The 8,022-nt window shown below is 62.5% G+C and carries 7 protein-coding genes and 1 pseudogene; 5 read left to right on the top strand and 3 right to left on the bottom strand.

Annotated features, from left to right (window positions below; all coding sequences use genetic code 11):
* Positions 1-267 (top strand): annotated as a pseudogene (locus tag ACP7AZ_RS17525) (urocanate hydratase); the annotation flags it as partial.
* A 180-nt stretch (positions 268-447) separates the two neighbouring features.
* On the opposite strand, the gene ACP7AZ_RS17520 reads toward ACP7AZ_RS17525, so the two are convergent.
* The 3 genes from ACP7AZ_RS17520 to ACP7AZ_RS17510 form a co-directional block, all read right to left on the bottom strand.
* Positions 448-1,182: a PepSY domain-containing protein gene (locus tag ACP7AZ_RS17520; RefSeq protein WP_426039940.1), complete on the bottom strand. Its 735-nt coding sequence runs from the start codon at positions 1,180-1,182 to the stop codon at positions 448-450.
* 10 nt (positions 1,183-1,192) lie between these two features.
* Positions 1,193-1,894 (bottom strand): hypothetical protein, encoded by a 702-nt coding sequence (locus ACP7AZ_RS17515; protein WP_426039939.1) that lies wholly within the window; start codon positions 1,892-1,894, stop codon positions 1,193-1,195.
* 73 nt (positions 1,895-1,967) lie between these two features.
* Positions 1,968-4,655, bottom strand: a complete 2,688-nt coding sequence (locus ACP7AZ_RS17510) for a TonB-dependent receptor domain-containing protein (protein ID WP_426039938.1) — start codon at positions 4,653-4,655, stop codon at positions 1,968-1,970.
* A gap of 814 nt (positions 4,656-5,469) precedes the next feature.
* Here ACP7AZ_RS17510 and ACP7AZ_RS17505 point away from each other — a divergent pair.
* From ACP7AZ_RS17505 to ACP7AZ_RS17490, 4 genes are all read left to right on the top strand, one after another.
* Positions 5,470-5,892, top strand: a complete 423-nt coding sequence (locus ACP7AZ_RS17505; protein WP_426039937.1) for a DUF2924 domain-containing protein — start codon at positions 5,470-5,472, stop codon at positions 5,890-5,892.
* Entirely contained in the window at positions 5,882-6,124 is a 243-nt protein-coding gene (locus ACP7AZ_RS17500) for a recombinase family protein (RefSeq protein ID WP_426039936.1), read from the top strand. The genes ACP7AZ_RS17505 and ACP7AZ_RS17500 overlap by 11 nt, the downstream gene beginning before the upstream one ends.
* Positions 6,125-6,487: 363 nt before the next feature.
* Positions 6,488-6,943 (top strand): hypothetical protein, encoded by a 456-nt coding sequence (locus tag ACP7AZ_RS17495; RefSeq protein ID WP_426039935.1) that lies wholly within the window; start codon positions 6,488-6,490, stop codon positions 6,941-6,943.
* A 103-nt stretch (positions 6,944-7,046) separates the two neighbouring features.
* A partial coding sequence (locus ACP7AZ_RS17490; protein ID WP_426039934.1) for a hypothetical protein occupies positions 7,047-8,022 on the top strand: 976 nt, incomplete at its 3' end.

Raw genomic sequence — 8,022 nt, 5'->3', positions numbered from 1 at the left:
TGGCCCCTGTTGAACGCCCTGCTGAGTACGGCCTCGGGCGCGACCTGGGTTTCGCTCCACCACGGCGGCGGGGTCGGCATGGGCTTTTCCCAACACGCCGGTCTGGTCATTGTTTGCGACGGCACCGAGGCGGCAGCGAGGCGGATCGCGCGTGTTCTTTGGAACGACCCGGCCACCGGCGTCATGCGCCACGCTGACGCGGGCTATGATATCGCCCTGAACACGGCACGCGAGAAAGGGCTCGACCTGCCCGGCATCCTGGGATGATCTCGATGATCTCGATGATCTCGATGATCTCGATGATCTCGACGATCTTGCTCGCCGCCGACCGGACAGCGACGCCCAGGACGAACTTAGGTGGCGTCACGCGTGAAATCGCGGCCTGGCCTCCGGGGGGACTGTCATGGCGTACCGATTTCGACCCTGTGAATCCCCCTGACGCCGTCGCTAGGGACGACGCGCCGCGATCGCAGCGCGAGCCCGTGCAAGAGGATCCAGTACATAGCTAAAGTCCGATGGTCGGAAGGCGCGAATTAGCAGGATCAGTCCGCTGAGCGCGAGCCAGAGGATACCGGTTCCGACCGTAACGATGAGCGGGTGGTTGAAGTTCTCGCGCTTGGTGTAATCCATGATGTGGATCATCCAGAAGATATCCCAGAGTCGCCAGGTGTCGGTCCGTCGTTCCAGAACCTCGCCGGTCGCCTCGGACAGAAGCAGGGTCGTGCTCTCGGAATCGGCGAACTCCACACGCCAAAGCGGGAGGGGCAGTTTTCGCGTCTCGACGTCGCCTTCGGTGACCCTGCGAACAGAGGCGACGGGGTCGGCGCCGTTGAAGGCGGCCGACGCCAGGCCCGAGGCGCGGCTGGCGTCGATGGTGACGGGCGCGCCCGTCACCGCATCGATCAACCGTACGCCGGACGGCGTCGCCGCCTGATAGACATAGACGGATCCCAGCGGCGTTAGACGAAGGCTGGTGATGGGCTGGCCGATCCGTTCAGTCACCTGGGCCAGCGGCAGGACAGGGCGGGGCAACACGACGGCGGCCGATTCGCGCACCGATGTCGCGCCCGAGACCTTGTCGCTGTCCAGCAGCGCCATCATCGCCCCGCTGAAGCTCCATAGGATGAATTGCAGGCCCAGGATGAGGCCGACCCATTTGTGCAGCGTGCGGATCAGGAACATCGGAGCGGCCTCACGCTTTGGCCGGACGCGCACGGCGCCGACGACGGAAACTGTAGAAAAGGAGCCAGGCGCCGGTCAGGGAGCTGACGAAGGCCATCCAGGTCGTGATGCGCAACAGGATGTTGTTCACATTGTCCCGCGTCTCATAATCCATGACGTGGAGCATCCAGACGAAGTCGAACGTCCGCCACAGGTCGTGACGCTGGGCCATCAGTTCCCCCGTCTGGGGCGAGATATAGAGGGATGGTTTCCACGCCCCTTCGAACTGGACCCGCCAGAGCGGCGCGGGTCGACCGCGTAGTTCTCCGGGCGCTTCTCTGAGGAGTTCAGCGCTGACGATCCTGCCCTGCTCGGCGAAATGGGCAGTGGCGCGTGCACGAACGGCTGCCTCGCCCAGCGGCGACAGTTGCGCGCCGCTTTGCGCGTCGACCAGGCGCGATCCGCCTGGTCCGCCGACGACATAGACCGGTCGGCCCAACTGGGTCTCCAGCCTGACGGTCTCGGCGCCGCCATGCGCGACCGTGCCGGGCTCCTTCAGCGACGACAGGTCCAGCGGCGTGGCCGGGATCGACCGCACGAGCCGATCGCCATGAATGATGTCGATGTGGACGGCGGTCATATAAAGACCGCCCGCCGTCCAGAACACGGCCTGGATGGCCAGCAGAAGGCCGAGCCACTTGTGGGATGTTCTGGCCAGGGCCGGCAATCGCATGGCGGTCTCTCGATAAGCGGGTGCGCGAAGCTCACCCGCCAGGCGGCTCGAAGCCGTCTGGCGGGTGCAGGGCTTAGTTGAAGCGGTAGGTCAGGCGGACGTAGCCACGACGACCGAGGAGATCATAGGTCATGGTGTCGGTGTTGCCGTCGGTCCAGCTCTTGATGAACGGAGCCTTCTTGTCGAAGAGGTTGTCGACGCCGACGGCGATGTCTGCGCTTTCTCCCAGGCGATAGGCGAACTGCGCGTTGTGATAGAAGACGTTGGGCGCGGAGTAGCCGATGTCGGTCGGGGCGGCGTTGAAGTCGGTCGCCTCGCCGATCATTTGCACCGAGTACGCGCCGGTCCAGCGATCATCAGCCACCGCTACGCTGGCGAGGGAACGCCAGTGCGGATAGCCACCGTTGCCGCCGCCGATATGGTCAGCGAACTGGATCGGGGCCCCGTCCTGAAACGGCGTAATCGTGTATTCCTCGAGATACGTCGTGTTCCAGTCCAGGCTGACCTGCCGGTCCCAAAGATCGAAAGCGTAACGCAGACCGATATCGACGCCCGTCATCCGCTCCTGGCCCGCGTTGGAGGGCTGGGCCGACAGATAGTTGACTTCCCCGGTCAGGGTGCTGCGGGTGAAGTTTGTAGGACCACAGAAGGGGTGGCTTAATCCGACCGAGGCGTAGCAGACCGCCAAGCGCGTCGAGCCCGGGATGGAGCGGATCGCATCGGTGATCTTGATGTCGAAATAATCGACGGTCATCGACAGGCCGGACACCTGCGACGGCTGCCAGACCAAGCCGAGCGTCAGGGTTTCCGTGGCTTCCGGGTGGAGAGCGGAATTTCCCCCTACCGTTGTCAGGATCGAGTTGCCCAACTGGACATAGTTCGCCGGGACGCCGGAGGCGCGACAGTTGGCGACCAGGTTGGCGTTGGTGCTGGTGTAATAGCGGCTGCACGGATCGGAGGTCGTCAGATTGCCCTCGGCGACACCACCGAAGAGTTCCGGAACACTCGGGATCCGGAAGCCCGTGCCGAAGGTGGCCCGGAGCCGCAGGTCATTGATGACCGTCCAGTTGAGGCCGAGCTTGTAGGTCGTGTTGTCGCCGAACAGATTGTAGTCCGAGTAGCGGACCGCCGCGTCGAGATCGAGCCGCCGAATGAAGGGCAGGTCCGCGAGCAGCGGGGCCGACAGCTCCAGATAGGCTTCCTTGGCGGTGACGCTGCCCGCGATAGGCGACTGCTGGTTGGTGTTGGCGATGCCAAGAACCGTCAGGGCGTCCGGGTTCCGATAGCCTTCCTCCTCGCGGTAGACGAGCCCGGCTGCTGCGGCGAGGGGACCGGCGGGGAGTTGAAGGACCGTTCCCGTGACGTCGGCGGTCACGCTCCGCTGTTCATTGCCGCCGGTGTCGCGGGATGTGAACAGGATATAGTTGAGGACCTGGGGACTGACGTCGCCGAAACCGAGGTAGTCGCCGCAGGGAATGGCCGCGCCGGCGGCGGGACTGCAGACCGCCGTGTTGAGCGTGTTGCGGACTCGCTCAAGGTTGGCGATGTTGGTGCTGCCGTCGACACCGGAACTACGTCCCCAATTGGCGGCGACTTCCCAGCTCCAGTCGCGCATGAAGTCGCCCCGTGCGCCGCCCACGAAGCGGTAGGTGTCTGTCTCCTGGAAGAACTGCCGCGGTCCCGGTTCCAGCAGGCGGCGCTGGATCAGGGTGATGTTCTGACCCGTCGGATTGGTCGGGTTGGTTGAGAGGATCGCCAAGTTGCGCAGCGTTCCCGGCGAAGCCACCTGGTTGGACTTGCGATGTGTGAAGAAGGCTTCCCCGAACAGGGTGACGTTGTCGGTCAGACGGTAGTCAGCGAGGAAGGCCGTGCTGAAGCGTTCGATCGGCGAGACGGCGTTCAGATAGGGGTTGGAGTTGAAGTTGTGCCGGGCCGCGCTGTAGGGCTCGTAGAAATTTCCGTTCCCTCCCTGCGTCTGGTTGAAGTTGATCTGCTGGCCATTCGGCAGCACGGCGCGCCCGCCGATTGTCGAGGCGCTTGAAACGCACACCAGCTGTCCGCCGACCTCGCCGAGACCGCAGGCGGCGCGGTCGGCCAGATTGACCGCTTCGGTTTGCTGATAAGACAGGCCGGCGACCACGCGACCCCTGTCGCTGTGGATCCCCCAGAGGAGGTCCAGGGTGTAGTCTTGGCCATCGCCTTCATCGGCAATGCCGTATTTGCCGGAGAGCTTGAGGCCTTCGAAGTCGTTGGCTGTGATGATGTTGACCACGCCGGTCACGGCGTCGGCGCCATAGATGGCGGAAGCGCCGTCCTTGAGCACGTCAATGCGCTGGATGATCGCCGTGGGGATCATGTTCAAGTCGGGGGCGCTGTTGGCGCCGGTGCCGCCATTGACCACACGACGACCGTTGATCAGCGTGAGTGTCCGGTTGATGCCTAGACCGCGGAGATTGACCTGGGCGGTGCCGTAGCCATTGCCTGTCCAGTAGGCGTTGGTCTGCCCCCCGGCGTTCCCGGCCGAGGCGGGCAAGCGCTGCAGCAGGTTTTCCAGATTGGTGATCCCGGTGTTGGCGATCTGCTCTTCGGTGATCACCGTGGCGGGACCTACGCCGCTGATGTCCGCGCGTTTGATGCGGGTTCCGGTGACGACGACTTCATCGACGCTGGTCGTCACATCCTGGGCTGAGGCGGTCCCAGCACACAAGGTCGAGGTGATGACCGCTCCTGCGAACAAGAGCCTCTTTCTCGTACGGTTCATCGTGGTTCCCCCTGTCGGTTCGGCTCCCGATAGCCGTCCCCGTGCGGAACAAAGTCCGACCCACACCCTGTCGAGTCAAGACATGTATAGACATATTAAAGGGTCACAAGTTCTTCTCGAAATGCCAAAATGGCGGAAAATTAGCTAACAATTGTCAGAAGTGGCCGGTCTAAAGCAATAAATTACCACCGTTGAGGACCGTCAGGGTTGGACGTGGCTTTTTCGAGTTCAGTCGAAAAACGTGTGCAAAGGTACTGGCGCGCGCAAAATCCCAAATCACGGCGATGTTGGCGTTGGAACTCGCAATACGCAGAAACCCGCCTATCCCCTCCCAAAAATTTTGCGCTGGGTGTCGATTTCTCAACGGCGCGATTTCACGCTGATTGAGCGCGGACCCATGGGATCTCACCACCCCCATCCGTCCAGCGACAACTTGTCTCCGGAATGCGGATGACCTTAACCCCGATGTTGGACCGGGCTGTGCCGAAACGTAACTGAGTCTCGAGACGATCTCGAGGCTCGAACTGCAGTCCGAAATCCCCCTGAGTTGGGCGGCTCAGCGTCGACTGTTAGAGCCAGTTTGTGCTATCGATGAAGGCGCACTAGGCACGCCGACGTCGCCGGAAAAGTCGTCTCCATCGTGCAGTTCGGCGACCAGAGACTAGTGCTCCGACTGAGCGGGGTGGGCCCAGTCATTCGACAACTTGTCTCCAGTTTTAATCGATAAGTGATTGCAAAAACTCGCTTTTGTGACGTGAGTTTTGTGATATTTTGGCGTGGGAGCGTCGCCGCCTCGGACCTTAGGGAGGGTAGGATGGTGGCTGTCGAGAATGAGCTCGAAGCGTTCCTGGTTGATCTTGAGGCGATGCCCTTGGCGGCGCTCCGCGCGGAGTGGCGAGAGCGATGGGGACCGCCGCCCAGGCTCAGATCACCCCGCCTCGTTCGCCATCTCATTGCGTGGCGCGTTCAGGCCGCAGCCTACGGCGATCTGACCTTGGACGACCGGCGCCGGCTCAAGGCATGCTCTCTGCCGAAGCTTCAGACCCTGAAGGAAGGCAGCCGCGTTGCTCGGGAATATCAGGGCGTCATCCACGAGGTGACCGCTGAGCGCCATGGCTTCCGCGACCGCGAACGCGACTACAGAAGCCTATCGGCGATAGCGCGCGAGATCACCGGTGTCCGATGGAACGGGCCTCGCTTCTTCGGCCTGCGACCGGGAGCCGGCCATGCGCGATGAACCCAAGGTGCGATGCGCCATCTACACTCGCAAAAGCTCGGAGGAGGGTCTGAACCAGACCTTCAACTCCCTCCATGCGCAGCGTGAATACTGCGAGGCCTACATCAAGTCCCAAGGCGGGGAGGGTTGGACGACGGTTCGCCAGCGCTACGATGACGGAGGCTTCTCCGGCGCGAGCCTGACACGTCCCGGCCTGCAACGACTGTTGGCGGACGCCCATGGGAGCCTGTAGGGCTGAGCATCCAGGCGAGGATGGCCGAAAGCCGTAATTCGTTGGGCGACAGCAGTTCGATTGGGTTAAACGCCGGTGCCGAGGATCTTGCTGCCATGCGCTGCTCGGCTTGGTGCCGCTGCCTGAACTGCTCGACTGCGAAGAGCAAGTCTTCGATGTCTTTGAGCGACGGGGCGACGTTCATCGGATAACCATCTGCGATCTTATGGAAAACTTTGACGTCGGTCGGCTGAGACTAGCGGAGCTTAGCACCACGGCGCGCGGATTGCCGACGCCAGCAGATGAGTGCCGAGTGCGGAATCGGAAAATGACACCGAGCGAGGGTTCAGCGTAGTGTGAAGGCGGGACTCTGGGAGGCATCTCGTGGCGCAATTGGCCGGTGGTTGGACGCTCGAAAAACTCCAGGCGAAGACACCTGAAGAGCGGTTCAATGTTTGGACGAATGCGCGCGCCAAGGGCACGCCTGAAGCTGACGATCTCGCCGCGTTTATCGAATCCTCGGGGCTCAACTACACGCCGACTGGCGGCATCAGCATGTCTGACCCTCGCGTGATCGAGATGCGCGAGATTATCGAGTCACCAGCAGGGCAGGCGGCCTGCTTGGCGGCGACTGCTGGTGGATTGCCGGCGCTTGCTGGCGTTGAACCGATGATCGTTGAACGAATGGGTGTCCGGTACGGTCAGTTCAGCATGATGACGGTGACCGCTGGTTCGATCGTCGGCGGGATGATGTTGAGCAAGGGCTATACGATCGAGAGCCAGAAAAAGATGCCCGAGGGATCAGTGGCGAAGACCGCGGCGTTCTGGACGATACGATAGCCTTACTTTCTCAGAGAGAAGGCTCAGGGTAGATCGCGACAATCACACTTTGGTCGCGCAGCGTTCTGGTCGAAGATGCGGTGAGGCAGGGGAAGGCGGCCGCATGCTCGAAGAGCCGAAATCGCGCTGGGAGCGCGTAGCGCCGTTTGTGGCTGGTGGCGTTTTGCTGGCTGTTCTGGCGGGGGCTGGGGTGGCGGCGATAGCGCCAAAGTTTAGGCTGCCCGAAAGGCCGTCGGCCGCTGACACCAGCGCCGCGCCGACCGCTCCCGCGGTTGTCGCCGAGACGGCAAGCGCAGACACCGCGCCGCAGAACACCTGGATAGAGTGGGCCTCGGACAAACCGCTCAACACCTATCGCGTCGGCGGTTTCGAGTTTTCGTTTCGGCCGATCGTCGACGACGGCCTCAACGCCGCGCGGATGCGGGTCACGACTTCCAACGGTTCTCCAACGGAGGTCACTGGTCAAGCTGTCTCGTGGGACGCAGGCGCTGAATTTGCGGTCGTTCAGCTCGATGCAAGCAAACCAGATCGGCAGGTGCTGTTTTCGAGCTTCAGCGGGGGCGCTCACTGCTGCACGTCGCTGACGCTGCTCGAGGTCGAAAACGGCGCTTGGCGAGTTACGGAGCTGGGGCAGTGGGACGGCGATACGCCGACGCTACCGCTGGACGTTGATGGCGATGGGGTGAAGGAGTTTCTCTTCGGAGACCAGTCGTTCCTGTATACATTCGACTCCTACGCAGGGAGCTGGGCGCCGACGGTCGTGATGTCGTTCGGCGACGGACAAGTTAGAGACGTCTCGGCGCAAGCTCGATTTAGGTCAGTGTATCAGCGCCAACTTGCCGAGATGCGGCAGGCGTGTAGGGAGCGGGCTAATGGTGCCTGCGCCGCCTATGTCGCGACAGCGGCGCGCGTCGGTCAGCTCGATCAGGCTTGGGCGTTCATGCTGCGCTCGGGTGCTGTCATCTGTGGATGGCCCCTGCGCTGCAAGAGTGAATTTGGTTTGATGTTGAGATCTGTCGGGGTGCGGTCATCTGTCCGGCCTGTTGGCGCGGCGCTGATGTCCGCTGGCCCTGATGGTG

The sequence above is a fragment of the Brevundimonas sp. DC300-4 genome (genome assembly GCF_049897365.1).
In the GTDB taxonomy this organism is placed as follows: domain Bacteria; phylum Pseudomonadota; class Alphaproteobacteria; order Caulobacterales; family Caulobacteraceae; genus Brevundimonas.
The sequence above is the reverse complement of the archived record's forward strand: the minus strand, read 5'-3'. Positions and strand labels throughout refer to the sequence as shown.